Annotated in this window: 22 protein-coding genes; 11 read left to right on the top strand and 11 right to left on the bottom strand. The window is 63.5% G+C overall.

Annotated elements, in window-relative coordinates:
- The first annotated feature begins 21 nt into the window (after positions 1 to 21).
- The gene (locus ACRECX_RS11475; protein WP_431558974.1) at positions 22 to 1,524 is read left to right on the top strand and encodes a hypothetical protein; all 1,503 of its coding nucleotides are present in this window, start codon (positions 22 to 24) and stop codon (positions 1,522 to 1,524) included.
- 82 nt (positions 1,525 to 1,606) lie between these two features.
- On the opposite strand, the gene ACRECX_RS11470 is transcribed toward ACRECX_RS11475, so the two are convergent.
- Positions 1,607 to 1,897: a hypothetical protein gene (locus ACRECX_RS11470; RefSeq protein ID WP_431558973.1), complete on the bottom strand. Its 291-nt coding sequence runs from the start codon at positions 1,895 to 1,897 to the stop codon at positions 1,607 to 1,609.
- 520 nt (positions 1,898 to 2,417) lie between these two features.
- Between ACRECX_RS11470 and ACRECX_RS11465 the strand changes: the two genes are divergently transcribed.
- The 8 genes from ACRECX_RS11465 to ACRECX_RS11430 all read left to right on the top strand — a co-directional run bounded on the left by ACRECX_RS11465 (position 2,418) and on the right by ACRECX_RS11430 (position 13,609).
- On the top strand, positions 2,418 to 3,854 hold the full coding sequence (locus ACRECX_RS11465; protein WP_431558972.1) for an ATP-binding protein: 1,437 nt from the start codon (positions 2,418 to 2,420) through the stop codon (positions 3,852 to 3,854).
- A complete protein-coding gene (locus ACRECX_RS11460) occupies positions 3,851 to 4,504 on the top strand; it encodes a response regulator transcription factor (RefSeq protein WP_431558971.1) in 654 nt (217 codons plus the stop codon). Before ACRECX_RS11465 ends, ACRECX_RS11460 begins: the two co-directional genes overlap by 4 nt.
- 714 nt (positions 4,505 to 5,218) lie before the next feature.
- Positions 5,219 to 7,105 (top strand): PQQ-dependent dehydrogenase, methanol/ethanol family, encoded by a 1,887-nt coding sequence (locus tag ACRECX_RS11455; RefSeq protein ID WP_431558970.1) that lies wholly within the window; start codon positions 5,219 to 5,221, stop codon positions 7,103 to 7,105.
- A gap of 164 nt (positions 7,106 to 7,269) precedes the next feature.
- Complete coding sequence (locus ACRECX_RS11450) at positions 7,270 to 9,102, top strand: quinoprotein dehydrogenase-associated putative ABC transporter substrate-binding protein (RefSeq protein ID WP_431558969.1); 1,833 nt, start codon at positions 7,270 to 7,272, stop codon at positions 9,100 to 9,102.
- Between the two features lie 5 nt (positions 9,103 to 9,107).
- Positions 9,108 to 9,941, top strand: a complete 834-nt coding sequence (locus ACRECX_RS11445; protein ID WP_431558968.1) for a hypothetical protein — start codon at positions 9,108 to 9,110, stop codon at positions 9,939 to 9,941.
- Between the two features lie 464 nt (positions 9,942 to 10,405).
- Positions 10,406 to 10,927, top strand: coding sequence for a c-type cytochrome (locus ACRECX_RS11440; RefSeq protein WP_431558967.1), 522 nt, complete (start codon positions 10,406 to 10,408; stop codon positions 10,925 to 10,927).
- 307 nt (positions 10,928 to 11,234) lie between these two features.
- Positions 11,235 to 12,596: an ABC transporter substrate-binding protein gene (locus ACRECX_RS11435; protein ID WP_431558966.1), complete on the top strand. Its 1,362-nt coding sequence runs from the start codon at positions 11,235 to 11,237 to the stop codon at positions 12,594 to 12,596.
- Positions 12,597 to 12,619: 23 nt separating this feature from the next.
- Complete coding sequence (locus ACRECX_RS11430; protein ID WP_431559020.1) at positions 12,620 to 13,609, top strand: PQQ-dependent catabolism-associated beta-propeller protein; 990 nt, start codon at positions 12,620 to 12,622, stop codon at positions 13,607 to 13,609.
- 21 nt (positions 13,610 to 13,630) lie between these two features.
- Here ACRECX_RS11430 and ACRECX_RS11425 read toward each other — a convergent pair whose 3' ends face one another.
- The 8 genes from ACRECX_RS11425 to ACRECX_RS11390 all read right to left on the bottom strand — a co-directional run bounded on the left by ACRECX_RS11425 (position 13,631) and on the right by ACRECX_RS11390 (position 20,543).
- Positions 13,631 to 14,809, bottom strand: a complete 1,179-nt coding sequence (locus ACRECX_RS11425; protein WP_431558965.1) for a putative sulfate/molybdate transporter — start codon at positions 14,807 to 14,809, stop codon at positions 13,631 to 13,633.
- Between the two features lie 2 nt (positions 14,810 to 14,811).
- Entirely contained in the window at positions 14,812 to 15,756 is a 945-nt protein-coding gene (locus ACRECX_RS11420; protein ID WP_431558964.1) for a LysR family transcriptional regulator, read from the bottom strand.
- Between the two features lie 89 nt (positions 15,757 to 15,845).
- Positions 15,846 to 16,337, bottom strand: a complete 492-nt coding sequence (locus ACRECX_RS11415; RefSeq protein ID WP_431558963.1) for a c-type cytochrome — start codon at positions 16,335 to 16,337, stop codon at positions 15,846 to 15,848.
- On the bottom strand, positions 16,318 to 16,932 hold the full coding sequence (locus tag ACRECX_RS11410; protein ID WP_431558962.1) for a c-type cytochrome: 615 nt from the start codon (positions 16,930 to 16,932) through the stop codon (positions 16,318 to 16,320). The genes ACRECX_RS11415 and ACRECX_RS11410 overlap by 20 nt, the downstream gene beginning before the upstream one ends.
- Positions 16,933 to 16,938: 6 nt before the next feature.
- Entirely contained in the window at positions 16,939 to 17,223 is a 285-nt protein-coding gene (locus ACRECX_RS11405; RefSeq protein ID WP_431558961.1) for a hypothetical protein, read from the bottom strand.
- Positions 17,224 to 17,306: 83 nt separating this feature from the next.
- Positions 17,307 to 18,647 (bottom strand): multicopper oxidase domain-containing protein, encoded by a 1,341-nt coding sequence (locus tag ACRECX_RS11400; RefSeq protein ID WP_431558960.1) that lies wholly within the window; start codon positions 18,645 to 18,647, stop codon positions 17,307 to 17,309.
- A 16-nt stretch (positions 18,648 to 18,663) separates the two neighbouring features.
- On the bottom strand, positions 18,664 to 20,088 hold the full coding sequence (locus tag ACRECX_RS11395) for a TolC family protein (protein ID WP_431558959.1): 1,425 nt from the start codon (positions 20,086 to 20,088) through the stop codon (positions 18,664 to 18,666).
- Between the two features lie 71 nt (positions 20,089 to 20,159).
- Positions 20,160 to 20,543, bottom strand: a complete 384-nt coding sequence (locus ACRECX_RS11390) for a hypothetical protein (protein ID WP_431558958.1) — start codon at positions 20,541 to 20,543, stop codon at positions 20,160 to 20,162.
- A 130-nt stretch (positions 20,544 to 20,673) separates the two neighbouring features.
- Between ACRECX_RS11390 and glk the strand changes: the two genes are divergently transcribed.
- Both glk and ACRECX_RS11380 read left to right on the top strand, forming a co-directional pair.
- Complete coding sequence (gene glk / locus ACRECX_RS11385; RefSeq protein WP_431558957.1) at positions 20,674 to 21,651, top strand: glucokinase; 978 nt, start codon at positions 20,674 to 20,676, stop codon at positions 21,649 to 21,651.
- 65 nt (positions 21,652 to 21,716) lie between these two features.
- Positions 21,717 to 23,513, top strand: a complete 1,797-nt coding sequence (locus ACRECX_RS11380) for a TIR domain-containing protein (protein WP_431558956.1) — start codon at positions 21,717 to 21,719, stop codon at positions 23,511 to 23,513.
- A 25-nt stretch (positions 23,514 to 23,538) separates the two neighbouring features.
- Here ACRECX_RS11380 and bla read toward each other — a convergent pair whose 3' ends face one another.
- Both bla and greA read right to left on the bottom strand, forming a co-directional pair.
- Positions 23,539 to 24,432, bottom strand: a complete 894-nt coding sequence (gene bla / locus ACRECX_RS11375; RefSeq protein ID WP_431558955.1) for a class A beta-lactamase — start codon at positions 24,430 to 24,432, stop codon at positions 23,539 to 23,541.
- Between the two features lie 40 nt (positions 24,433 to 24,472).
- Positions 24,473 to 24,946, bottom strand: coding sequence for a transcription elongation factor GreA (gene greA, locus ACRECX_RS11370; RefSeq protein WP_431558954.1), 474 nt, complete (start codon positions 24,944 to 24,946; stop codon positions 24,473 to 24,475).
- Positions 24,947 to 24,981 lie beyond the last annotated feature (35 nt).

The following is a 24,981-nucleotide window of genomic DNA, read 5'->3' as shown; positions in this document are numbered from 1 at the left end:
TAAGGCTGCTATGGAACCGGGATGACGGCCGCTTCCCCCGCCAAAAGCGCCCCTCAGGACCGAACCCTCCTCGACAAGCTGAAAGCCGCGCTGATCACGCCGGTCCGCGCCATGCGGTTGCGCTACGTGCCGCTCCTCATGATTTACTACGCCTATGGCGCGCTCGGCCTCGTCGCCATCGCCGAGGCGTTCTGGGTCAAAGAGGCCTTGACCTTTACCCCGGCCGAGCTTGCCGCGCTCGCCGTCTGGCTGACCTTGCCCTGGACCATCAAGATGGTGTTCGGGCAGCTCGCCGATTCCGTGCCAATCTTAGGTTCGCAGCGTCGCATGTATGTGTTCATCGGCGCGAGCCTGGTGGCGTCGGGCATTGTGATCCTGGCGGGCGCCGCCGGCGGCTGGATCGCGTTTGCCAGCAAGAACGCGCTCTATGTCATGGCGCAACTTCTCATCGTTGTCGGCGTGGTCATGCAGGACGTCATCGCCGACGCCATGACTACCGAGGTGGTGGAGCGCGTCCGCCCCGACGGCACGCCGAAGCCGAAGGCCGAAGTGGAGCGCGAGCTCGGCCTTGTCCAGGTGCTCGGCCGGCTGGCGTTGTGGTCGGGCGTCCTCTCAGTGTCGGGCCTCTCCGGTTGGCTCGCGCAGATCTATAGCTACGAGACCGTGTTTCTGCTCGGCCTCGCCATCCCGGCCATCTCGGTCACCGGTGCCGCCCTCGTCCGCCTCGACACGAGCGAACGGAAGCCCGTCGATTGGCGGATACTCGGCGGGGGGCTCGTGTTCGGCGCCGTGGTGGCGGCCATCGGCCTTGGCGGCCTGCCGCTCGGCCAGGAGCTGGTGTTTGCCATTTCGCTCACGGTCATCGCCTTGATGCTCTACCGCATCACCGCCGATCTCGATCCGGCCTTCCGCCAGCGCATCTTCTACGCGGCGCTGGTGATCTTCCTCTACCGCTCGGCCCCGGGCGTCGGCGAAGGCTATCGCTGGTTCACCATCGATATGCTCGGCTTCGACGAGGCGTTCTACGGCACCTTGGCCCAGATCGGCGCCGGACTCGCGCTCGCCGGCGCCTGGCTATTCTCCGACGTCATCACGCGCAAGCCGATCGCCAAGGTGCTGCTGTGGCTGACCGTCATCGGCACGGTGCTGGCGCTGCCCAACATCGCGCTCACGCTTCGCCTCGATCAATGGACCGAGGCCAATCTCGGTTTTGGCGCCCGGACTATCGCGCTGATCGACATCACGACGGAATCGCCGTTCGCCGAGCTCAGCATGATCCCGGCTCTCACCCTCGTCGCCATCAACGCGCCGGCCGGGCGCCGCGCCACGTGGTTCGCGCTGATGGCCTCGCTGATGAACGTGGCGCTGGTGGCGGGCCAGCTCCAGACCAAATATCTCAATTATTGGTTCGAGGTCGGCCGCGGCTCTTACGCCGACCTGCCGGCGCTGACCATCATGGCCGTCCTGATCGGCTTCGTCGTGCCGGTGGCCGGCATCCTCGCTTTCGGCAAGCGCGCCACCTGACCTGCTTCACATAACAAGAGGGTGTGCCCACAAGCGAGTGCATACCCTCTAGAAAAATCCTGAGCGGCCTTGGCCGGCCAGCCTACTCCATGTCTTTGACGGTCGCCTCGTCAGCCTTGACCATGCCGTCCGCGCAAGCCTTGTTGAACTCGTCCTTGCTGATCGCGCCATCCTTGTCCGAATCGACCATGGTGTAATCCAGGACGAAAGGCACCGTGGCGCCTTCCGAGATGGCATCGCCGCCCGGCGAGGCCATGGACCACGCCTTATCGCACTTGTCGGCCGCCACGGCCATCTCGGCCGCCTGCGCGATGCCGCCACCGAACCCAATCGCAAGCGCACTTGCCAGGTATGTCAGGGTTGCCAGCTTCATTGATCGCACCTCCTCTGAATAGTCCATATGGACCGGTAGAAAGCCCAATCCTAGGCCTCGGGTCTCCGCTCCCCGCGACATAAACCATCGGAAACTGGCCGGAACGAACGCTACCTAGGCCACACCGCGATTCTCCGCAAGGTGGCATTTCCTGCTCTTCCCTACATAACCATTGGACTTTGAGGTCCCGGCGGCGTGGGCCGCTCGATGCAGCGGGAAGGCGCGGGAGATGGCCTAGCCGCCAGAGGTTATACGCTGTCCGCCGCCGCCGCCCAGCAAGGCGTTTCGGGAATGCTTGGCAAGCCTATTTCCAGGCTTGCCATTGCTATTTCCTCCCTTCCAGCCTGCACTGACTCTTGTAAGAATCCCCTATAAGGACCTTGAGACAGTGGATTTTTCTTGGGCCCCCGCCGAGAGTTGGGGGGCGGGGCAAGCCGCCCGTGCCGTTAAATCTAATCATCAAGAGCCCTTGCAATTGGCTCATTCCCGGTGGTGTGACCCACCGATCATTGTGGAGATCGTGCTGCAAAAGCTTTGGTATGAACGCCCGCTCCGGACGCAGGTTCTTATCGCGATAGCCGCGATCAATCTCCTTGCCGCGCTCGTGGCGGGCGCGATCTCGATCGTCAACACGCGCACGGCCACGAGGGTCGAGATGGAAGCTTCGCTCGAAGTTGCCCAGCGTCTCGTTGTCGCGACTTTGAACGACCTGGCCAGTCAGGACAATTTGGAAGCGGTGAAGCAGCAATTGCCGCAGCAGCTCAAGCATCTTCGCCACGTCCGCATCATGTTTATGGACGTGACCGGACACCTCACGATCGCCTCGCCCCATGACATTGTCGGTGATGGCGCCAGGCCTTACGTTCCGAAATGGTTTGCTGCGCTGGTCCGGCCGCAGAAGGGTGGCCGCGCGCTCCGCGTCGTGACGGTGGATCGTTCGACGCCCATCGTCATCGTCGGCGAGCCGGCCGACGAGATCGCCGAGGCTTGGCAGGATTTCTCCTCGATTGCCATCGTGTGGCTCGTCCTCAATGTGATCGTGCTTGCGGTTCTCTATGTCGTGCTCGGACGCGTGCTCGATCCTCTGGCGCACCTCTCCAAGGGCATGCTCAATCTCGAGGATGGACACTACGCGACGCGGCTGAAGCCCTCCAAGGTCAAGGAGCTTGCTGTCATCACCAATCGGTTCAACACACTGGCCGGGGCGCTCGATACCGCGCGCGACGAAAACAGCAGGCTTTACCGCCAGCTCATTACCCTCCAGGAGGAAGAAAGGCGCGAGATCGCCAACGAGCTTCACGACGAGGCGGGACCTTGTTTGTTCGGTATCACCGCGAATGCGTCCTCGATCCAGAGGATCTCGACACAGAATCTTACGGAACGCGTCAACGAGATAGGCCTGCGCGTCGGCGAAATTCTCACGATTACCGACCGGCTGAAGGCGATGAACCGGGCGCTGATCAAGAAGCTCCGGCCGGGGCCGCTCGGCAGCGTTACGCTCAGCGAGCTGATCGACGAGCTCACGGCCCGCTACCAACGCAGTCATCCCGACACGCAGATTCAATTGGGCCTCGGCGAGCTCGGGAAGTCCTATGGGGAGCCGATCGACCTCACCGTCTACCGGTGCATCCAAGAGGGCATTGCCAACGCCATTCGCCATGGCGACCCGAAAGCCGTTAGCGTTGACTTGGCGGAAACGCCGATCAAGCGCGGTAGAGGTCGTGCGCAGCTGGCGGCGTGGCTGCATCTGACCATCAGCGACGACGGGAAGGGGATCCCGCCGTCGACGCCCAAGGGGTTCGGACTTGCCACCATGACCGAGCGAGTGCGATCCCTTGGTGGGACGTGTGTAGTCGACAGCACGCCTGCCAAGGGCACGACGATTCGCATAGAGATTCCGGTACGCGAAAGCAAAGAGCGCTCAGGAGCGCCAGAGCTGGTCGGGGAGCTATCATGACTCAGGTTCTCGTCATCGACGACCATCCCATTGTCCTCCAGGGCTGCCGTCAGCTCCTGGAGGACGCCGGCGTGAGTGAAATCATCCAGGCACAAAGCCTGGCCGAAGGTTTCCGCCTCTACCGCAACCAGAAGCCTGACGTGATCATCGTCGACCTCGCCATGCGTACCGGCGCGCTCAGCGGCTTGTCGTTCATTCGGCGGCTTCGTCTGCACGATCAGCGCACGCCGATTCTGGTCTTCACCATGCACTCCGACCCGGTCATCGTCAGCCGCGCGCTGGAAGTGGGCGCGACCGGATACGTGTTGAAGGATACCTCGCCCGACGAGGTGGTGAAGGCGTTCCAAAAAGTGCGCGAGAACCGGCCGTATCTCAGCCATGACCTGGCTTCCGAGGTCGCCTTCATGGAGGCGAGGGGCACGACCAATCCCTTGCGGCGGATGACGGTGCGCGAACTGCAGACGCTCGCCCTCGTCGCCGAGGGAAAGCCGTACGGCGTCATCGCCGAGCATTTGCATGTCAGCTACAAGACCGTGGCCAACACCTGCACGCAGCTGAAAGCCAAGCTTGGCGTGCGGACGTTACCGGAGCTGATGCGAATCGCCATCCAACATCTCCCGACGACTCAGGTCAAAACCTCCAAAGAATGAAATTGGAGCTGGGCAGCCATCGCGGACGCGCGCGGTGAGCGCGGAAAAGCTTCCTAGACGAACGGGGCCCGATGCTGTTGCAGCACCGGGCCCCGGCCCATATGCCACCCTACTAGGTATCGGCCCACGGGCGAGGGGACGCGGCCAAGCCGGTTAAGAGGTCTGATTCTTGGCGTCTCGGTGTTCGCCTTTTCGTCCCATCAATACACTCAGAAACTGCATCAACCCGGCGATGCGCTGCACACCAATTCCGCACAATTTTGACTTGACACGAAATTTCCCTGAACCGCGCCATTGATGCAGCGCAGCGAAGCGCAATGGCATTTGGCACATTTGATTGCCTTGAGCACTTTTCACTTGCAAAGGCAGGACATTTGGCAATTATGAGCGGGCAGCTTGGCAATGTGTGGGATGTACATTCCGATCAACTATCTGGAATGCCCACATCGCACACCGTGTTAGGCTGGATTCCTCGTGAGGTGTCACCGCGTGATGTGTTCATCGGAGAACCCGCCGCCAGGAGCGGGCGCGAGGCGGAATTGTTTGCTTCGCCGCTTTCGGGCATCCTCCCATATCCACAGTGACAGCTTGAAAACTTGCAAGGGCTCGGTGCTCTCTTGGCATTTCGCTCAAGGGTGAAACGTTACCCAAGCAACACACAGAATAGCTCAGCTTTCGTTCGGTGAACTGAGTAGCTAGGGAGAGGAGAACGATATGAAAATGAAGTTTGGTGTTCTGGCCGGGACCATCGTCGCCGTGACGATGGGCCTTTCCGGTCAGGCAATGGCAAACACAGACGAAGAGCAGCTGAAGCGCATGGCTGACCCCGACCAGTGGCCAGCCCCCGCTCGTGACTTCGCGGTTACGCGTCACAGCACGCTCGCCGACATCAATACCAAGAACGTCAACAAGCTGCAGATGTCGTGGCTGCAGGGCACCAACGCCCTCCGCGGTCATGAAGGTCAGCCGCTCGTGATCAAGGACGTCGGTGGCAAGACCATGCTGTTCATGATCTCGGGCTGCCCGTCCATGGCCAACTGCAACGTTGTGCAGGCGCTCGATCTTACCGATCCTGACAACCCGAAGCAGGTGTGGTCGTACGTGAAGAAGACCGACCGTGACGAGTCGGCTGTGCCGCGCGCTTGCTGCGACACCGTCAACCGTGGCGGCTCCTATGCCGACGGCAAGTTCGTGTATGGCACTCTCGACGGCTTCATCATTGCCCTCGATGGCCAGACCGGCAAGGAAGTCTGGGTGGTCAAGTTCGCTTACCCCGAGAAGGGTGAGACGATCACTTCGGCTCCGATCATTGTCGACAACAAGGTGTTCTCGGGCTTCGGCGGTGACGAGTTCGCAGCTCGCGGACGCGTTGCGGCTTGGAACCTTAAGGACGGCTCTGAGGCTTGGGTGTGCCACAGCACGGGTTCCGACGCGGACGTGTGCCTGACCCCCGAGACCAACAAGGCCAACCCGCATTTCGGCCAGGCTGGTGAAGATCTTGGTATCAAGACCTTCCCTGGTGAGGACTACAAGATCGGCGGCGGCGCTGCCTGGGGTTGGTTCTCCTATGATCCGGAGCTGAAGCTGGTCTACTACTCGACCGGTAACCCCGGCCTGTGGAGCCCGTCCTATCGTTGCCCCGACAAGACCCACGAAGAGTGCAACACTGGTGAGTTCGACAACAAGTGGTCGATGACCATCTTCGCCCGTAAGGTTGAGAACGGCGAGGCGGTCTGGGCCTACCAGATGACCCCCTTCGATCAGTGGGACTATGACGGCGTCAACGAGAACTTCCTTACCGACATGGATATCGACGGTAAGAAGGTGAAGGCTCTCACTCACTTCGATCGTAACGGCTTCGCCTATGTCATGGATCGTACCGACGGTACCCTCCTCCGCGCCACGAAATACGTGACGACGGACTGGGCCGAGAAGGTCGACATGAAGACTGGCCGTCCGATCAAGGTGCGTGACCATTCTCCGCTCGAAGTTGGCCGCAACGTCTCTTCCTGCCCGTCTGCTATGGGTGGCAAGGACCAGCAGCCCGGTTCGGTGGATCCCAAAGAGCCGAACATCTTCTACATGCCCACCAACAATTGGTGCATGGAGCTGGAGCCCCAGGAGCGCACGCACACGAACCAGGGCACGGTCTACGTGTTCGCGAACGTGTACATGTATCCTGAGAAACCCGGCACCACCGGCAAGATCAAGAAGTATGACGTCTTGACCGGCAAGACCGTATGGGAAATCCCGGATCCGTATCCGAACTGGGGTGGCACCATGGTCACCGACGGTGGTCTGATGTTCTATGGCTCGCTGGGTGGCGACTTCCGCGCGGTCGACCGGAATTCCGGTAAGGTCCTGTGGAGCCGCAAGCTTGGTTCGGGCATCATCGGCAACCCGATCACCTACAAGGTCGGCGGCAAGCAGTATGTCGGCGTTTACTCCGGCATCGGCGGCTGGATCGGCCTTCCCGTGACGGCTGGCCTCGATCTCGAGGACAAGTTTGGCGCCATCGGTGCCACGGCTATGACGAAGGCTGCTGGCCTGAATCATATCCCGCAGGGTGGTGAGCTGAACGTCTTCCGCATCTACGAGTAATCGTTAGCGGAAACGTGTAGATTAACGGCGCCCGATGCCCTTGCGGCATCGGGCGCCTTTTCCTTATATAAGTGCCAGAAGTCTAGGCACCCAGGCGGGTTAGGCCGATGGGATTTTCGGCCCCTGGCGTTTGCGCCCGCCGCTAACAAAAGCGAAGTAGGCCAGTGATCTTCCCCCATTTCCGCATTCTCACGGCCGCGGCCGTTTGCATCCTTGGTCTTGGCCTTGCCGGCGCTTCGGCCGCCGACAAGAAGACCATTCAACGCGACCTCAACAAAACGTTCGACGAGCTGACGCCCAGCGAACACATCGCCATCCGCGCCGCCGCCAAGGCGGCCTACAAGGGCAAGAAGCTCGGCCAGCTCAATGTCTGCGCCGATCCTGGCAACATGCCGCTCTCCAACATTCAGAGAGAGGGCTTTCAGAACAAGCTTGCTGAGCTCCTAGCCAAGGCCACGGGTGCCCAGATCAAGTATCACTGGCAGCCCTTCATCGAGCGCGGCCTGACCCGGTCGACTTTCGAAGAGCACTATTGCGACCTGATGTTCGACATCCCGGCGTCGTATGGGCGGCTGCTAACCACGGTCCCCATCTACAAGACCCCTTATGTTCTCGCCTATCGCGACGACAAGGGGCTCGAGCTTTCCGGCCTCGACGATCCGAAGCTCAAGGATCTCAAGATCGGCGTGTTCCAGACCTCCGGCGTTCGCCGGGCTTTGGCCAAGCGCGGCATCATAGACAATGTCGATCTGCAGTTGCAAACCCATGACGGCGACCTCGTTCCGGAAAACCAGCCCTGGTATGTCGTGCAGCGTATGCTCGACGGCGAGCTAGACGTCGCGGCCGTGTTCGGGCCCTTCGCCGGGTGGGTGAAGACTATGAAGAACGAGCCCGTGGCCATTCAGCCGATCAATCTCGACGACGACACCGTACCGATGGAGTTCGAGCTCGCTATCGGCGTTCGTCCGACGGACGTCTTCCTCAAATATCTGCTCGATTGGGCCCTGGAGGACCACGAAGAAGAAGTCGAGGCAATCCTAAAGGAATATGGCGTCCCGCTCGTCCAGTGCAGCAAGTGCGTGGTCCCTGGCGATTTGCCGGCCCATGGCAGTTATATCAAGCTCGCCGACCAGAAGTTCGAGGCGCGTCCCGACCTTGCCACCCCGGACCAGGTCGTCACCGAAGAAAGACTCGAGAAGTGGCTCGAGGAGGGCGCCGACCCGCAGCAGGAACTTGCCAATGCCCTGATCGCCAACGATCACGAGCGTATCAGGTTTCTGGTCAGCAAGGGCGCCGACGTCAATAAACCCGACTTGCAAGGCTGGACGCCGCTCACCAGCGCCGCGCGGCAGCGTCACGACAAGACCATCGATCTCCTTGTCGAGCTCGGCGCCGATCCCAATAAGGCGGACGGCAACGGCATCACGCCACTCGCCGCGGCCTTGATGCGCGACCACGTTCCGTCGATCAAAACTCTGATCAATCACGGTGCCGACCTCGAAGTTCCGGGTCAGCAGGAGTTCCGTCCGCTCGCTCTCGCCGTCGCCGAGATGAAGTACGAGGCGGCCAAGGCGTTGATAGAGGGCGGCGCCGACGCTAGCATCGCCTCGGGCACCGAGGGCTTGACCCCGCTGATGATCATCGCGGCCCAGACCGGCCCGGCGGAAGGATCGATTTTCCTTCCCGGCAGCACGCGCCCAACCGACATCGCCAAGGCGCTTCTCGACAAGGACGCCAACGTCGATGCCCAGGCTCACAATGGCATGACGGCTCTCATGATCGCCGCCGCGAACAACAGCGCGCCGATGATCGGCCTCCTGATGGACGCCGGCGCCGATCCCACCGTCAAGAATGCGCAAAATCAAACCGCCGAGGATGTGGCCAATCTGAACGACAACCAGGAGGCCGCGCAAGCGATCCGCGTGCTTTCCCTCACCCGGGCGTCAGCCTCGCCGCAGGCCGCCGAAGGCGACGGCGGAGGAACCGCAAAGCAGTGATGCCCATGTTGAAGCACATGCTCAAGCATGCGGGGGCCACGGCGTTAGCCGTGGCCCTTTGCATTTCAGTGGTTGCTCCCTCCGTGGCCGCGGACTATCCCGACTTCGACGAGACCTCGGTGACCAAGAGAACCGAGGCGGTTATCAACGAGCGCTCGAAGGACGGCGTGTTCGTATTTCACGATCCGAAGCTCAACGAAGACCTCAACCTCGTCTACGGGAAGATCCGGGTCGTGCGCGGCATGCGGGGCTATGGCTGGTTCTCCAACGCCATCTTCCACGACAAGGACGAGCCCAAGAAGCAATACGCGCTCGATTTCTGGTTCAAGCCGCAGCCTGAAGGCGACAGCCTCGATCTCATCGACATCAGGGTCCAGAAGGGGCCGAAGCGCGACGGCGACGGCTATATCATGGTGACGCGGCTTCCCGTGGCGTGGTGGTGGCTGCCCGTGCAGGAACATCCCGGCGACATGGAAGTGGTCCGCGCCTGGCATGTGATGAGCGCCATCCACAACTACATCGCCGAACACAAGAACGAGGAGGGGGCGCTAGTCCTGACCGACGAAAAGACCGGCGAGGAGATACCCCTCGAGTTCGTCGAGATGCACCAGCCCGTGCGCTATCTCAAGAAAGAGGGCGAATATTTCGCCTGCACGGACTTCCGCAAGCCCGGCAGCACCGACGAGTACTACGACGTCGATTTCTGGGTCGACGAGAAGACCGGCAAATTGGTCGTGAAGGACGTCAAGATCCACAAGGTCCCGGTCCAAGAGGATGGCGTCTGGATCCAGGTGCCCCGTTACACCTTCGAGGACATGGACTTCGAGGTTACCAATTGACCCTCGGCCTCGGCCCTGGACTCGGCGAGGGAAGGCAAAATGCCGCATCTTTGCCTGGCTGTATGACTCTGCCTCCTATTTGAACTATGACAGCACCCAGCAAGACAGAAGAGAGCGCTTCCCGCCTTCCCGGGCTGGAAGCAGAGCTCCAGCCAGCTTGGGTTCACGGAGGATGACGTCATCGCGACCGTGAGGGACAGCGCGGCCGGCTCTTCTGGAGACGGCGCCGAAGGATTGGGAGATCTCACGCTGGGGTCCAGGCCCCAGGTCGTGAGGCCGGTGGCCGTCGGCCGCCGCCGTAAGTCCTTTCCCCTCGATTTCCATGACAAGTTCCGCCCCGAAGGGCACTATGTGCCCGAGGCCTCGCCCTGGCGGCAGGGCAAGCATTTCCACGCGCCGGCGTTCGCCGGAGGTTCTTTGATAAGGCTCAACTAAGACTGCAACCAGGGTAAGGAAACGTGACCGTGCGCAAAATCATCATCGGAGTGCTAGCCGCCGGCCTTGTCAGCGGCATGAGTGTGTTTGCTTGGCAGGCGATCGCTGCCGACGAATGCTGCCCGAAGGACGACCAGACCCCGCCGCTCGACCTCATCGCGGCCACGCCGATCGGCGGCTTACACAACCCCTACAACGACGACGTCGCAGCAATAGAGGAAGTCGGACACAAAAAGTACCTCTCCTTCAGCTGCAATGGCTGCCATGGCGGCGGCGGTGGCGGCGGCATGTGTCCGCCGCTCACCAACGACACGTTCGTCTACGGCGCCGACGACGACACGTTGTTCCGTCTGATTGCGCTTGGCTCGGACGAGCTCCAGAAGCTGGGTTACACCCGCGTCAAAAAGGAGATCGTGACGGGGCCCATGCCGCAATTCGGCACCATTATCAAGACCTCAGATGATCTGTGGAAAGTCATCGCCTTCATCCGGGTCAAGAACCCAAGCTCGGTGAAGCACGTCTCCACTCCGGCGCAGACCCCGGGTCAATAGCGCCGCGCGGAAGGGTTCGATTCGAAGAGCCGCCAGGCCGAGATCTGGCGGCTTTTCGTTTACCCTTGAACCACCCCAAGCCGCCAATGGCGTGACAAATCTCATTAAAAGATTGTCATGTTCTGGAAGCTTCCTGCTAACGCCCTATATTTTGGGAAGATTTGGCATCGCTTTATGCCACTTCGGCTACGTAAAAATTGTGCAGTGCGCATTGCTAATCGACGGCATGTTTGAGACATATCACGCGCCTGGAGCCTCACATCCCAAACCTCCTGCAACGAGCCCCAGACCCCGAGAGATGCAGCTGTTGAGTTCAGTCCTCAGGTCCCGAAGCGCCGCACCACTTTTCGCCTCGGCCCTCGCGCTCTTCGTCGCGTTGCTGGCTGCGCCCGCGATTGCGGAAGCTCCGGACGCGGCTCCCGTTGAGACGCCGATCGAGAACGAAGCGCCTGCCGCACCGGAGAGCGCCGCGCCGCCTAAAGCGGACGCCGATGCCGAAGCCGCTGAGCCCGCCAAGCCAGAAGCCGATGCGCCGAAACAACCTAAGATGAAGAACATGCGCATCGTCTATCTCGGTAAGGAGTACGAGGAGCCGCTGCCGCTCTCCTATGCCGAGAAGCCCATCCCCGACAAAGGCATTCAGGGCGCGCGCCTCATGCTCAAGGAGGCGAACCAGGCCGGGAATTTCGTCGGCCACTCCTTCGAGCTGATCGAGGCGATCGTTCCTGAGGATGGGGACGTCGTCGCCAAGGCCAAGGAAGCGCTGGCCAATGGCGAGCGGTTCTTTATCGCCGATCTCGAGCCCGACGATCTGCTTGCCGTCGCCGACCTGCCCGACGCCAAGGACGCCATCATCCTGAACATCCGCTCGAGCGCGACGAAGCTGCGTCAGGAAGAGTGCCGCGACAATGTCTTCCACATCATCCCGGATTATGCCATGCGCGCGGACGCGCTCGCGCAGTACCTGATCTGGAAGAAGTGGCCAGAGTGGTTCGTCATTCGCCGCGACACGGAGGAGGACCGGGACTTTCTGGAGCAGGTCAAACGCGCCGCCCGCTTCGGCGGCAAGGTGGTGGAAGACCACATCTACGCTCTACCGCCCGGCGCCCGGAATCTCGACTCGGGTCATCAGCAGATTCAGCAGCAGATGCCCATGGAGACGGAGAGCGCCCCCGACCATGACGTCGTGTGGGTTATCAACAGCGACGACGACTTCGGCGACTACCTGATGTATCGCACCTACACGCCGCGCCCCGTGGTCGGCACGCAGGGCCTTCAGGCGACCGCTTGGGACAAGTCCTACACCGAGTCTGGCGCCATGCACTTCCAGAACGCCATCCCGCGGCTTGCCGAGAGGCCGCCAGTCGAGCGTGACTACACGGCTTGGCTGGGCTTCAGGTCGCTTTCCGAGTCAGCCATGAAGTCCGGCAAGGTCGCGCCCAAGGCGGTGAAGAGGTACATGCTGTCCGACCAGTTCAGGCTCGAAGCCTTCAAGGGCCAGGCGCTCAGCTTCCGTGACTGGGACCACCAGATGCGCCAGCCGATCATTCTCGGCGGTGGCACCCGCGTGCCGGTCTCGACCTCGCCGCAGGATGGCTTCCTGCATCCCATCAATCTCACCGACACGCTTGGCTTCGACAAAGCGGAGTCCAAGTGCAAGTTCAAATAGCTCTGACCAGGGGTTAGTCGATGATGACTCGCATCAGTCTTTCTGTGGCTTGCGTGACTGCCATTTTGCTCGCTGCCGTGCCCGCTCATGCCGCGAAGATCTTCGTCTCCAATGAGAAGGACAACACGATCACTGTCATCGACAGCGAGACCTTGGAGACCATCAAGACCATCAAGACCGCGCGCCGCCCCCGTGGCATCGTGCTGAGCCCCGACTCCAAGGAGCTGTTCGTGGCGGCCGGCGATGGCGATATCATCGACGTCATCGACACGGGGAAGATGGAGGTCGTCCGCCAACTCGAATCCGGTCCCGATCCTGAGCTCATGGCGATCGATTCGAAGGGCGTCGCCATCTACATTGCCAACGAGGACGACAGCCTCGTCACCGTCATGGACATCAAGAGTGGCGATGTGCTCGGCGAGGTTCCGGTGGGGGTGGAACCCGAGGGCATGATTGTGAGCCCGGATGACCGCTACACCGCCGCCACCTCGGAGAGCACGAGCATGGCGCACATCATCGACAACAAGTCGATCAAGCTCGTCGGCAACATCTTGGTCGACAGCCGTCCGCGCGAGGCGAAGTTCACGCAAGACATGAAGGAGCTGTGGGTGTCGTCGGAGATCGGCGGTACCATCTCGGTCATCGACACGAGCGATTGGGACAACCCCGCCAGCTGGAAGGTGGTCAAGAAGATCGGCTTCGAGGTGCCCGGCGTGCGTCCCGAGCAGCTCCAGCCGGTCGGCATGGACTTCAACAAGGATGACTCGCAGATCTGGGTGCCGCTCGGCCCCTCCAACCGGGTGGCGGTGATCGACACCAAGTCGAAAGAGGTCATCGAGTACGTCCTGGTCGGGCAGCGACCGTGGCACGGCGAGTTCGGGCCAGACTTCAAGAAGTACTACGTCGCCAACGGCCTCACCAACGACGTGACGATCATCGATGCCGAGTCGCTCAAGGCCGAGAAGTCAGTACCTGTGGGCCGCTTGCCCTGGGGCGTCGCCATCATGCCGTAACCAGGTTTCAGAAGTCGGAGGTCAGTGCTCAGATCCTTCTGACTTCTGACTTCTGACTTCTGATCTCTGAGCACTGATCCCTGACAGCTTGGCGCCCCACCAGACGAGCAGGGCTGCCGCCAAGGCGATGGCGAGATTGGTGAGAAGGCCGGTGACGCCAACCGCGATTGCCAGGACCCAATGCGCCGGCTCGCGCAAATCCCTCATCAGCGCAACGTGCAAGAGCCCGGCGATGCCGAGCAGGCCGGCGAGGATCGGTATGGGAAAGCCCGTCAGCAGAGTCGTGAGACTTGCCCCGATGACGAGCGCGAGGCCCAGCAGGACAGCTCCGAGGATGATTGGCGTGCCGCCGGTGCGCGCGCCGAAGCCGTAATGGGCGCTCATGCCGCCCGCGCCATGGCATACCGGCATGCCCCCGATCGCACCGGCAAACAAGTTCGCCGCACCGAGGCTTAGCGCCAAGCGCCCGGGCCGCACGCGTTCCGCCGCCGCGCCGAAATAGGTGCGGGCGGCGTCTGCCGTCGCCAGGCATGAATTTGCGAAGGTCAGAGGCAGCTGCGGTAGGACGAGCACGACGGTAGCGGTGGCGAAGGCGCCAAGGGTCAGCTCCGGCAGTGTGATAGAGGAGGGGCCTAGCTCCAGCGGGCCATGCGCGCCAACCACCATCGCGGCGAGCGTCAACCCAAACAGGACAAGGGCCACGGCGTGACGCGGCATAAGGAGCGCGACGACGACAACCGCCACCGTGCCGCCCGCAAGCCACCACAACGGCGCGTCATGATCGGCGAATGCCGCCGGCGGCGCGACGGTCAAGGTCCACGCCAGTTTCAGGAACAAGAGGCCGACTGTGAGCTGAATGCCTCTGATGATCGGTTGAGGGAAGATTTTGGCGACGCGGTCGAGCCAGCCTGAAGCCCCAAGCGCCACGAACACGGCCCCCATGAGCAAAGCGCCGGCTGCGATCTCGTTGGCGCCGAGGCCCTCGACGATGGCGATGGCGCCGAACGCCTTGAGTGGCTGCACCGGCACCGGCAGCCGGTAGTACAAGCCTGCGGCGACGTAGAGCAGCCCCGCCGGCAGCAGCACCGCGCTCGCCGACAGGCCGTTCTGCATGATGAGCGCCACGGCGATCGGCACCAGAACGCCAAGATCGGCGATGGCGCCGGAGAATTCCCCGCGATCGAAGCGGACTGGCGACATCTTCACTCGGCGGCCCGCGGCCGCGTCGCACGACGCGACGGCCCCGGGGCGGCGCTTCCGTTCAGCACTGGCGCCAGCAGTTTGGCCTCGGTCACCAGCGCATTGATCAAAGGTGTCAATGGGTTACGCTGAGGCACGACGAGCCCGATTGAGTGGGTGACCTCCGGCTCGACGATGGGGATGGTGCGCACCTTCTCGGTGAGGCCAAGCACCTCGGCGAGCTTCGCCGGCATGACGGACGCCCAGCGGCCGGTCCGCACATGGGCGAACAGCACGACGATGGAATCCGATTCAAGAGTCGGCGCTACGTCGGCGCCGGCATGCCGCAGCAGCCCCTCGATGATCCGACGATTCTGCATGTCCGGCGTGAGCAGGCAGAGCGGCACCTTGCCCACCTCCGCCCAGGTTACGCGGTCGCGATTGCCGAGCGGGCTGTCGGCGGAGGCGAGCAGGCGATATTGCTCGCTGTAGAGCGGCACGGTCTGTACCCGCCCCAACGGCTCGTTGTCGAGATAAGTGAGCCCCACATCGATCTCCAGATTCTCGAGCATGCCGAGAACCTCGATGGAGTTCCGCGACCAGACAGTGAAGCGCACATCGGGGTGCTGCGCCCGGTAGGGCGTGGTCAGCATGGACACCATGGCGAGCGCGGTCGGGATTGCGGCGATGCGGATGTGGCCGGAGAGGCCGTGCTTCAGCGCGTCGATCTCCTGACGCATGGCGCGGGTGTCGCCGACGATGCGCCGCGCCCAATCGAGCACCCGCTCGCCCTCCGGCGTGAAGCCGCGGAAGCGCGAGCCGCGCTGCACCAGGAGCACGCCGAGCGTGTCCTCGAGCTGCTTGATGCCGGCGGAGAAGGTCGGCTGGCTCACGCCGCAGGCTTCGGCCGCGTGGCCGAAATGCCGTTCGCGCGAGAGCGCAATGATGAATTCGAGCTTGTCGATCATGGCGTGCCGGCGAGGGGCTCCTGAGGCGGAACGAGCCCAATTGTGGGCCCCTGGGAGCCCTTCATCAACCGGGAAGGAGGCCGCCTGGCCTAGTCGTCCTCGGCCCGGAAGCTTTTGTGGCAGGCCTTGCAGGCGTCGGTCACCGTCTGGAAGTTCCCTTTCCAGGCGGGATCGCCAGCGTCGAGCGCCGCCGCCAGCGCCTTGGCGGCCGCTTGCAGCTCCTCGGCGTCGCTCGTGAATTCCTCCCAATTCGTCCAGATTTCAGGCTTGGCGTCGCTCGGATGGCCGTCCGAGCCTTCCGGAAACAGCTCGTGGATTTGCTTGGAGGTCGTCTCGATGTCGCGGGCGGCCTCCGCCGCCTTGGCGGCATCGAACGGCGCCTTGCCCTTGGCCATGTCGCCGATGATCTTCATGGCGTCCTTCTGGGAGTCCATGAGGTCCATGCGTTCCTTGACCACGCCGGTCGCCTCCTCATGGGCGAGGGCCCATGTGCTGGACAGCAGCAGGCAGGCCGCAGTCAGTCGAGCGATCGTCTGCGCGGCAGGGAAGGTCTTGAAACGATTAGTGAGCGTGACCGCCATGGCCGTCGTCCGCCTCCATCTTCTGCTTCGGCTGATCCTGCATGATCTCATCGTGGGTTGGCGCCTCTTTCACAAGAGCCTGATACTGCTCTGGCGAAAGCTCGGGTAGTTTCCGCAAGAAAGCCACGACGTCCCAAAGCATCTCGTCGCTATGGGTCACACCCCAAGCCGGCATGCCTGTCGCCTTGATGCCGTGCTTCACCACCCAAAATTCCTCCGCAGGCGAGAGGTCGCTCCCGCGGCGGAGCTCAGGCGCCCTCGGGTAAAGGCCGCGGCTCATCTCGGTTCGCTTCATGCCGGGCGCAAGATGGCAGCCCGCGCACATATCAGCATACTGTCCGGCGCCTGAAACGATGCGGTCGGCATTGTCGAGATCGCCCGGCACGGCGAGGTCCGTGGCACGCACGGCGACGGACCGTTCCCGCATTGTCTCGATCAGCCAGAAGACAGGTTTGGTATGCGGAATATCGGCGGCGACGTTGTACAGGCCGGAATAGACAACCACCGCGATGGCGGCGATAGCTGCTAGCAGCGCGCCGGCCGCGCCAAGCACAATGAATCTGGCTTTTGATACCTTTGAGACTGAGTGAGACATGCGCGCCTATTCCTCTAAGGCCTCCATGGCGGCGTGCATGTGATCTTCGCAGCCCTTCATGTCCTCCTTGCCCATCATCTCTTCGGCCATCTCCAATTCCTGCATGGCGGTTGCCTTGGCATCCCCGTCGGGCATCGACTGGATATCGGCCTCCACCGCGTTCATCGCCGTTTCGCTGCAGGTCGCCTGATGCGCCTCGTGGGCGGCCGCAAACGTCAGCAGAGCGCTCGAAACCACCACCGAGATGAAAGTCCCAAGGGCGAGCCGGCTGACGAGTCCGTAGTTGCGCATGTCGCTTCTCCACTTCGTTGCTATTGCAGTCGGTTGGGGCGCGGTCCGCGGCGTCTTCGTCCGCGCCCGGACAAGGCGCTCCCTTAGTGCTGATGCATGTGACCCTCAGGCGTTGCCGGAGCCGTTGCCGCCGCATCGGGATCGGCATCAACCGCGTGAGCCACCGTGCCCGGCGGATGCTTGTACCAACCGGGATCGCCATAATCGCCGGGCGCGAGGTCCTCCCGGACTTTCATCACCGTGAACATGCCGCCCATCTCGATCGGCCCGAACGGACCGGTCCCGGTCATCATCGGCAAGGTATTGGCGGGAAGCGGCATCGACATGACGCCCATGTCCGCCATGCCGTCGGTGCCCATCGCCATGGCGCCGGGCGTCGCGTGGTCGAGCGCTTGGCGTAAAGCGGCCTGCCTCATGCCGATGAGGTTCACCACCTCATGGCCCATCGCGTTCATGGTGTGATGCGATTTGTGGCAGTGGAACGCCCAGTCGCCGGGATTGTCCGCCACGAAGTCGATGGCGCGAATGGAGCCCACCGGCACGTCCGTGGTGGTCTCCGGCCACTGGGCGGTCTCCGGCACCCAGCCGCCGTCGGTGCAGCTCACCGCGAAATTGTGGCCATGCAGGTGGATCGGGTGGCTGGTCATGGTGAGATTGCCGATTCTGATACGCACCCGGTCGCCGAGCCTGACCGGCATTACGTCGATGCCGGGGAACACGCGCGTGTTGAACGTCCAAATATTGAAGTCGGTCATCTCGGCGACGTGCGGCAGCGACGTGCCGGGGTCGAACCGGTAGGCGCTCATCACGAACACGAAGTCGCGCTCGACCGGCCGGAAGGCGCGGTCCTTGGGATGGACCACGATCATGCCCATCATGCCCATGGCCATCTGCACCATTTCGTCGGAGTGGGGGTGGTACATGAAGCTGCCGCTGTGTCTGAACGCGAACTCGTAGACGAAGGTCTTGCCCACCGGGATATGCGGTTGCGTCAGTCCGCCGACGCCGTCCATGCCGTTCGGCAACAGCACGCCGTGCCAGTGAACGGTGGTGTGCTCCGGCAGCTTGTTGGTCACGTAGATGCGCACGCGGTCGCCTTCGACGACTTCGATAGTTGGGCCCGGCGATTGGCCGTTATAGCCCCACAGCTTGGCGACCATGCCGGGCGCGATCTCGCGCTCCACCTCCTCCGCCACGAGGTGAAACTCCTTGACGTTGCCGTTCATGTGGAAGGGCAAGGACCAGCCGTTGAGCGTCGCCACTGGCTGATAGTCCGGACCCGCCGCGGGCGGCAGGGGCGGTTTCATGGTGGGCAGCGTATAGCTTGGCGCTTCGGGTATGGCGGCGGCCTCTACTCTGCCGCTCACCGCTGCCGCGCTGATCAGCACCGCCGACCCCGTAAGAAAATTCCGTCGCGAGAGCATGGTACGCATCCTTTCTCTAATGACCCGCAGCGCCGCTCGTGTCCGCGGCCATCACGGCCTCGGCCGCCGGACTCAAGTCGCCGCCGCCAAGCACGGCGACGCTGAGGTCGGTATAGGCAAGCCAGAAGTTCCGCTTGGCCTCGATGCTGGCCACCTTGGCCAGGGTGTCGGCGCGCGCCTCCTGCAGGAGCGCGAAGGCGTCGACCTGCATGGCGTTGTATTGCAGCTCCGTCTCCCGCGAGATCGTCGCGCGGAGCGGCAGCACCTCGTTCTGATACTGCACGGCGATTTTGTAGGCTGCGGCGTAGGCGCCATATGCCTCTCGCGCTTCCGAACGCGCATTGACCGCCCTCTCGCCCAGCAGATTCAGCGCTTCCATATAGCGCTCCTCGGCCTCGCGCACACGCGCTCTGCCGAAATCGTAGATCGGCACGACAAATTCGATGTCGAAACCGCCGCCGTCGACGGACGGCCCTTCGCCTTTATCCTTCTGCGTCTTGGAGATGCCGCTCGCGTCGACCACGTTGATGAACCGCGTCTTGCGCGTGAGTCCATAGGAGCGTGCCAGCGCCTCGGCTTCGAGCTTGGCGATGGCGAGGTCCACGCGCCGGTCCATGGCCTCCTGTTCCACCGCGGCGAGCGACCGCGTCGTGCGGACAAGCGGCGGCAGGGCGCCGGGCAGCACACCGCTAAGATCGGTGCCCCACAGACCGAGCACGCGGGTCAGCCGTTCCTGGGTCGCCGACACTTGCTGGCGCGCCGCCGTGACCTGCGCCGCCATCTCCTTGGCGAACACCTGGCGGCGGGCGTGCTCGAGCGTGTTCAGCGCGCCGCTCTGCTTCAGGCTCTCGGCGAGCTTGGCCGAGGCGTCCGCGTTGGCTGCGGCCTTGCTGACTGCGGCGAGAATCTCGCGCGCGGCCACCGCCCGCCAATAAGCCTTTCGCGCGTCCGCGCCCACATTGAGCGTCTCCTGCGCCGCCTGGAGCTGTGCCTGCTCGAAGCGTACTCCGGCGATCTTCGACCGCGCCGGCCATGTGGCAAGCGACAAGATGCTGGCGATGATCTTGCGCTCGAAGTCGAGCTCGAGCGGTGTCGAGACCGTTTCAAACGCGAAAATCGGCAGCGGCGGCCGGCTCGACTGCACGGCGACGGCCTCGGCGATGCCGAGCCGATTATATGCCGCTTGCAGCCCGAGATTGTTGTAGAGCGCGATCTGCACCGCGGCGTCGGCGCTGAGCGGTGCGTGCAGGAGGCGGGCGACCGCATCCTGGGCCGCGGCAGCGTCCTCGGGCGAGCGGACCCGAACCACGCCTTGGTTCAGCCCGTCGCCGGCGATGGCCGCGACCCTCCCCATCCCCCCGTCGGGCGAGAAGGTCTGGCAGGCTGACAGGGCAGCGGCGGCCGCTAGAGCGGCGGCGCATGCCCGGAGTTGGGAGAACATGACCTATCCCTCTCGTTTGTCGTTGACGAAGTCCGCCGGGCGGAGACGCGAACATCCCGCCCTCTGGACGCTCAGACAAACACGAGCGAGATCGGAGGTCGGTCCAGACGCTCGGGCACGCCGCCCGGAAGCAGGATGTTCAGCGGGAGCACGTATGACCCGCCGGCGGGCGCCGGAGCTAGGGCCTCGCCGCCGACGGGCAGGGCGCTCAGGCAGAACAGCCCGCAGCAATTGGCGTGATGCCCCTCGGAGGGTGTCCCGCCTTCCTGGTCGGCCGGCCCATGATCATGAGCGTTTCCGTGGTTCACCGCGTCGGCGTGTGACAGGCAGGCGATGGTGTTGGCGCCATGGCCGAAGGCGAGCACGGCGGGCGGCAGCACGAAGCAAAACGCCGCAAATGCGGCGAACGCGATCGCCAGCCTGAAACGGAGCCCTGTACCGAGCCTGATCAGCATCTTAGGTGTTACCCTGCCGATGTCCCCCTTGGAAGCCTAGTGCCCCGAGGCGCGGGGGGCAAGGTGCGCGACCGATCACAAATCGGTTTACTCACGGGGCTGCGCGGCCGAAAAATCTCATATGAGCAATATGAGCAAAATCCCCTCCCGCGCCCTCGTCGCCGATATCGGCGGCACCAATGCACGCTTTGCCCTCGCCGACCTCGTCACCTTGGAGCTCGCCTCCGTCAAGACTTTCCAGGTGGCCGAACACCCGACGCTCGCCGGCGCCATTGGCCGCTATCTTGAGGGTCTGGCCGAGCCGGTCGACCACGCCGCGATCGCCGTCGCGGCGCCGGTCACCGAGGCGGCGATCCAGCTCACCAATTCGCCTTGGGTCGTTGCCAGACAAGAGCTCTGCGCGGCAGCCGGGCTAAAGCGCGTTCATGTGCTCAACGATTTCGAGGCGCTCGCGCTGTCGCTGCCGCATCTCGCCGAGGCCGAGCTGCACCAGATCGGCGGCGGACCACCGGTCGCCTTCGGCACCAAGGCGGTGCTCGGCCCGGGCACGGGCCTCGGCGTGGCCGGCCTCGTCTGGTCCGGCACCCATTGGGTCCCGGTACCGGGCGAGGGAGGCCACGTCACCCTCGGCGCCGAGGATGAGCGCGAGCTTGCCTTGGTCGAGCGCCTGCGCCGCGGCCGCGAGCGCCTGTCGGTGGAGCGGGCTTTGTCCGGTCCGGGCTTGAGCGATCTGCATCAGGCGGTCGCCGCCTCGCACGGCCACAACGAGGAGCCGCTGCCGCCGCACGGCGTGGTGGCGCGCGCCCTGCAAGGGGATGCCGTTGCCCGCGAGGCCCTCGACATGTTCGTCGTTTGGCTCGGCCGCTTCGCCGGCGACATCGCGCTGGTGCTCGGCGCCCGTGGCGGGGTTTATCTCGGCGGGGGCATCGCCCCAAAGCTCTTGACGCGGCTCGCCCAGGGCGATTTCCGTGAGGCTTTCGAGCACAAGGGCCGCATGAGGGCGTTCCTCGCGCCCCTCCCGGTTTATGTGATTCTTGCCGAGTTTCCGGCCCTCAAAGGGGCCGCCGCCGGCTTGCGCGCGGCGCTGGCGAGCGGCTCGCCCGTCTAACCTTAGGTTCCGCCAAGCCCTGATTTCCGGTTAAATGCCCGGGCGTGGAGGCCAGGGGTGGGCGCGTGAGCGGTAAGGATCAGGGCTACGACGCCTTTGTCAGCTACGCCAAGGCGGACGCGAGCAAAGCCCACACCATCGTGGCGGCGCTCGAGGCACGGGGGCTGAAATGTTGGGTCGCGCCCCGCGACGTACGCCGGGGCCATAAATACGCTTCTGAAATTCTCCGCGGCATCGAGCAGGCGCGCGCCTTCATCCTAGTTTTGTCGCAGGACGCCAACGACTCCAAATTCGTATGCAAGGAGGTCGAGCGCGCGGTCAGCAAGGGCAAGCCGGTGCTCACAATTCGCGTCGCGGACGTGGAGCCCTCCGAGGAGCTCGAGTTCTTCATCTCCGACACGCAATGGACCGATGCATGGTCCGGCGATCTGGCGGCCCATGTCGCCCCGGTCGCCGAAATGCTGCGCGACCGGCGTGCGGCGGATAAGTCGAAACCGGCCAGAGCGGCGCGCACAAGGGCCGGCGACAAGGCCGCAACGCGCAGTGCGAGAAAACCGGCGCGCGGCGCCAAGCCGGGCGCAGGCGCCGACGTGAAGACACCTCCCGATCCCCAATCCGAACCGGAACCCGGGCCGCGTCGCTGGCCTTTGGTCGCCGGTCTTGTCGCCCTCGTACTGATCGCCGCGCTTGCCTACATCATCAGGGACCGCTTCGTAAGCCCCGCCGCGCCGCACTGGACCATCGCCGGCGATTCCGCTTATCTCGGCGAGGACGTCCGCTTGGCCTGGACCTACGACCCGCCCAAGCCCGGCATGTCGCTCCGCTTCGAGCTTGAAAGCGCCGGCGACCAGGACTTCGACACCGGGCGCAGCGCCCCGATCTGCACCGACTCCAACCCCTATTTCGTCGGCAATCTCAACGGCACCCGCTTCTGGCGCGTGCGCGCCGTGACCGACTGCGTCGACAAGACCCCGGTCAGCGCCTGGAGCGAGCCAATCGCCGTGACCCAGTACGAGAGCGTCTATGACCGCATCAAGGCCACCGGCAAGGCCAATATCTACGTGTCCAATTCCCAGGACCAAGACGTGTTCAAATGGGGCGACCATGGCTTCGACATCAAGCTTGCCAAGCTGATCTTGCGCGACCTCTCAACGGTGATGGACCGCCCGATAACGCCGAGCTGGCGGTCGGTGCCGTGGCCCAAGCTGCTGCCCAGCGCCGGTGACGGCACGGCGGATTTCGTCATCTCGTCAATCACCAAGAAGCGCGAGCGCGAGCGCAAATTCAACGTCGTCTTCTCCGAGAGCTATTTCTGCACAACTCACGCGCTGATCTATCCCGCCAACCTCGCCGATGCGCCGATCGCGGATTTGATCGCGGGCAAGAAGGTGGGAGTGCAGGGCGACACGACCAATGCGGCGCTCGCCGACGCCTTAACTCAAGACCTCGGCATCGCGGTCGTCACCCTGCCCAACACCGAGACGCTCCGAAACGAGCTCCTCAACGGACAGATCGACTTCGCCATCACCGATACGACCTTCGCCCGCTCCGCGCAGCTCGACGCACGGCTCGACAGTGGCTTGGACCGGCTCAAGGTCAAGGAGTTCGAGCTCGCCGACATGCCCAATGCCATAAAGGACGAGCATCGACAAGAATACGGGCTTGCCGTTCGCAGGGGCGAGGTCGGGCTGCTGGCCGCGATCGACAAATCCCTCGCTAAAGCGAAAGAGGATGGGACTTTGGCGGCGCTATTTAAGGCTGCTTCCGAGGAGTACGAGTTGGCCAAGGGCTATCGCCCGGGAAGCCGCGGCCTCGGTGCGCACCCGTGGGAGTGTGTCAGCCAAACCGCCGGTGGCGAGTGACCGGACGCGGGCCGGGTGCTCGGCTCTAGCCTTTCAGCGCCGGCGCGATCGCCCGAGCCACGGCCGCAAAAGTTTCGTCGCGCCGCTTGGGTGGAGCCTCGGTCTCTTTGAGGTAGGCGGCAATGATCACCGGCGCTCCTTGGGGTGGCCAGGCGATGCCGACATCGCCCGCCGTGAAATCGTTGCACGTCCCCGTCTTGTCGCCGATGCGCCACCCGGCGGGAAAGCCGGCCCGCAGCCGCGCGGCGCCGGTCTTGCTGGCGATGAGCCACGCGGTCAGCTGGTCCCTGGAGCGTGGTGTCAGGGCATTGCCGACGAGGAGCGCATGGAGATCGCCGGCCATCGCCGCAGGCGTGGTCGTGTCGCGCGGATCGCCCGGCGCCGCCTCGTTCAGTGCGAGCTCGATGCGGTCGAGCCGTGTGACCTCATCGCCGAGCGACCGTGCGTAGGAAGTGAGCGCGCCGGGTCCGCCGAGCGCGGCGAGCAAGAGATTGCCCGCCGTGTTGTCGCTCAACGTGACAGCCGCTTCGCACACGCGCGCGAGCGGCATGGAGCCGCCCACATGCTTCTCGGTCACTGGCGCGTAGGTGACGATGTCTTCCTTACGGATAGCGACCTCGCGGTCGAGGCTTTCCTGTCCGGCGTCGACTCGTGCCAGGATCGCAGCACTTGCGAGCAACTTGAACGTGCTGCAGATGGGGAAGCGCTCGTCGGCGCGATGGCCCGCGCGCTGCCCGGTATGCGTATCCAGAGCCGCGACGCCCAAGCGGCCGCCGCTCTCGGTCTCGATGCGCGCAAACTCGTCGCCCAGCCAGCCGAATGCACCGCCACCGTCGATCGTCGCGCGGGCCAAGCGATTGGAGCCGAGCAGGAGGACCGCAGCGCCGAGCCCCTGTCCCAATTGCCGACGCGTCATCATGCCGGCGGTCTAGGAGACCGATGCGGCGATGATAGGGCGTTTATTTATATTCGACTTTGAGGATCTCGTAGGATTTGCCGCCGCCGGGGGTCGACACCTCGACGACGTCCTTCCGGCGCTTGCCGAGCAGGGCTCTGGCGATGGGCGAGGTGATGGAGATCTTGCCCTGCTTCACGTCGGCCTCGACCTCGCCGACGATGCGGTACTTGACCTTCTCCTCGGTGTCCTCGTCGACCAGGGTGACGGTCGCCCCGAACATGATCTGATCGCCCTTGAGCTTGGTCACGTCGATGATGTCGGCGCGCGACAGCTTGTCCTCGAGGTCGGCGACGCGCATCTCGGTGATGCCCTGCTGCTCCTTGGCGGCGTGATATTCGGCATTCTCCGACAAATCGCCATGGGTGCGCGCGTCGGAGATCAATTTGATGATCCGCGGGCGTTCGACGGTCTTGAGATATTTGATCTCGGCCTCGAGCGCTGCATAGCCCTCCGCGGTCATCGGCACTTTATCCATGTCAGTCAAAGCTCCTTCGGGGGGTTTCCCCTTGA

Origin of the sequence: Methyloceanibacter sp., assembly GCF_050726195.1 — a bacterium.
In the GTDB taxonomy this organism is placed as follows: Bacteria; Pseudomonadota; Alphaproteobacteria; order Rhizobiales; family Methyloligellaceae; genus Methyloceanibacter.
This window is presented reverse-complemented; position numbering and strand designations above follow the sequence as displayed.

Coding starts and splice junctions, on each gene's coding strand:
- ACRECX_RS11395 (WP_431558959.1), bottom strand. CDS start 20,088: ATGTTCTCCCAACTCCGGGCATGCGCCGCCGCTCTAGCGGCCGCCGCT.
- ACRECX_RS11470 (WP_431558973.1), bottom strand. CDS start 1,897: ATGAAGCTGGCAACCCTGACATACCTGGCAAGTGCGCTTGCGATTGGG.
- ACRECX_RS11400 (WP_431558960.1), bottom strand. CDS start 18,647: ATGCTCTCGCGACGGAATTTTCTTACGGGGTCGGCGGTGCTGATCAGC.
- ACRECX_RS11455 (WP_431558970.1), top strand. CDS start 5,219: ATGAAAATGAAGTTTGGTGTTCTGGCCGGGACCATCGTCGCCGTGACG.
- ACRECX_RS11460 (WP_431558971.1), top strand. CDS start 3,851: ATGACTCAGGTTCTCGTCATCGACGACCATCCCATTGTCCTCCAGGGC.
- ACRECX_RS11390 (WP_431558958.1), bottom strand. CDS start 20,543: ATGCTGATCAGGCTCGGTACAGGGCTCCGTTTCAGGCTGGCGATCGCG.
- ACRECX_RS11415 (WP_431558963.1), bottom strand. CDS start 16,337: ATGGCGGTCACGCTCACTAATCGTTTCAAGACCTTCCCTGCCGCGCAG.
- ACRECX_RS11405 (WP_431558961.1), bottom strand. CDS start 17,223: ATGCGCAACTACGGACTCGTCAGCCGGCTCGCCCTTGGGACTTTCATC.
- ACRECX_RS11430 (WP_431559020.1), top strand. CDS start 12,620: ATGACTCGCATCAGTCTTTCTGTGGCTTGCGTGACTGCCATTTTGCTC.
- ACRECX_RS11410 (WP_431558962.1), bottom strand. CDS start 16,932: ATGTCTCACTCAGTCTCAAAGGTATCAAAAGCCAGATTCATTGTGCTT.
- ACRECX_RS11445 (WP_431558968.1), top strand. CDS start 9,108: ATGTTGAAGCACATGCTCAAGCATGCGGGGGCCACGGCGTTAGCCGTG.
- glk (WP_431558957.1), top strand. CDS start 20,674: ATGAGCAAAATCCCCTCCCGCGCCCTCGTCGCCGATATCGGCGGCACC.
- ACRECX_RS11425 (WP_431558965.1), bottom strand. CDS start 14,809: ATGTCGCCAGTCCGCTTCGATCGCGGGGAATTCTCCGGCGCCATCGCC.
- ACRECX_RS11420 (WP_431558964.1), bottom strand. CDS start 15,756: ATGATCGACAAGCTCGAATTCATCATTGCGCTCTCGCGCGAACGGCAT.
- ACRECX_RS11475 (WP_431558974.1), top strand. CDS start 22: ATGACGGCCGCTTCCCCCGCCAAAAGCGCCCCTCAGGACCGAACCCTC.
- greA (WP_431558954.1), bottom strand. CDS start 24,946: ATGGATAAAGTGCCGATGACCGCGGAGGGCTATGCAGCGCTCGAGGCC.
- bla (WP_431558955.1), bottom strand. CDS start 24,432: ATGATGACGCGTCGGCAATTGGGACAGGGGCTCGGCGCTGCGGTCCTC.